This is a genomic window from Streptococcus suis, from assembly GCF_002960445.1.
GTDB classification, from domain to species: domain Bacteria; phylum Bacillota; class Bacilli; order Lactobacillales; family Streptococcaceae; genus Streptococcus; species Streptococcus hyiners.
Genome location: NZ_POJD01000183.1, coordinates 1 through 285, shown reverse-complemented (window position 1 = coordinate 285; position 285 = coordinate 1). Strand labels below are relative to the sequence as shown.

Here is a 285-nt window from a genome sequence, read left to right as displayed (position 1 = left end):
ACATCGTGGGAGAAAAAAATAGTCATCATCTTCCTTTGGATGAGGAGAAAGTTTTAGATTTTGAAGTGGCGAAAGATTTAACAATCGAAGAAGCAGTCAAAAAACATAAGGAGATTGAAGCGGGTGTGACAGAAGATGATGGTCTCTTGGATCGTTACATCAAGCAACACCGCGCAGAAATTGAATCTCAAAAATTTGAAACCAAAATCAATCATCTTCCTTTAGTTGAGGTGGCTGATGAGGAAAAAAATCAAGGACATGAAAGCGCGGAAGAGGTAGAAGCAA

Annotated in this window: 1 pseudogene; it reads left to right on the top strand. The window is 38.9% G+C overall.

What is annotated here, in order from left to right:
• Positions 1 to 5: 5 nt before the first annotated feature.
• A pseudogene (locus C1G53_RS07655) lies at positions 6 to 285 on the top strand (hypothetical protein); the annotation flags it as partial.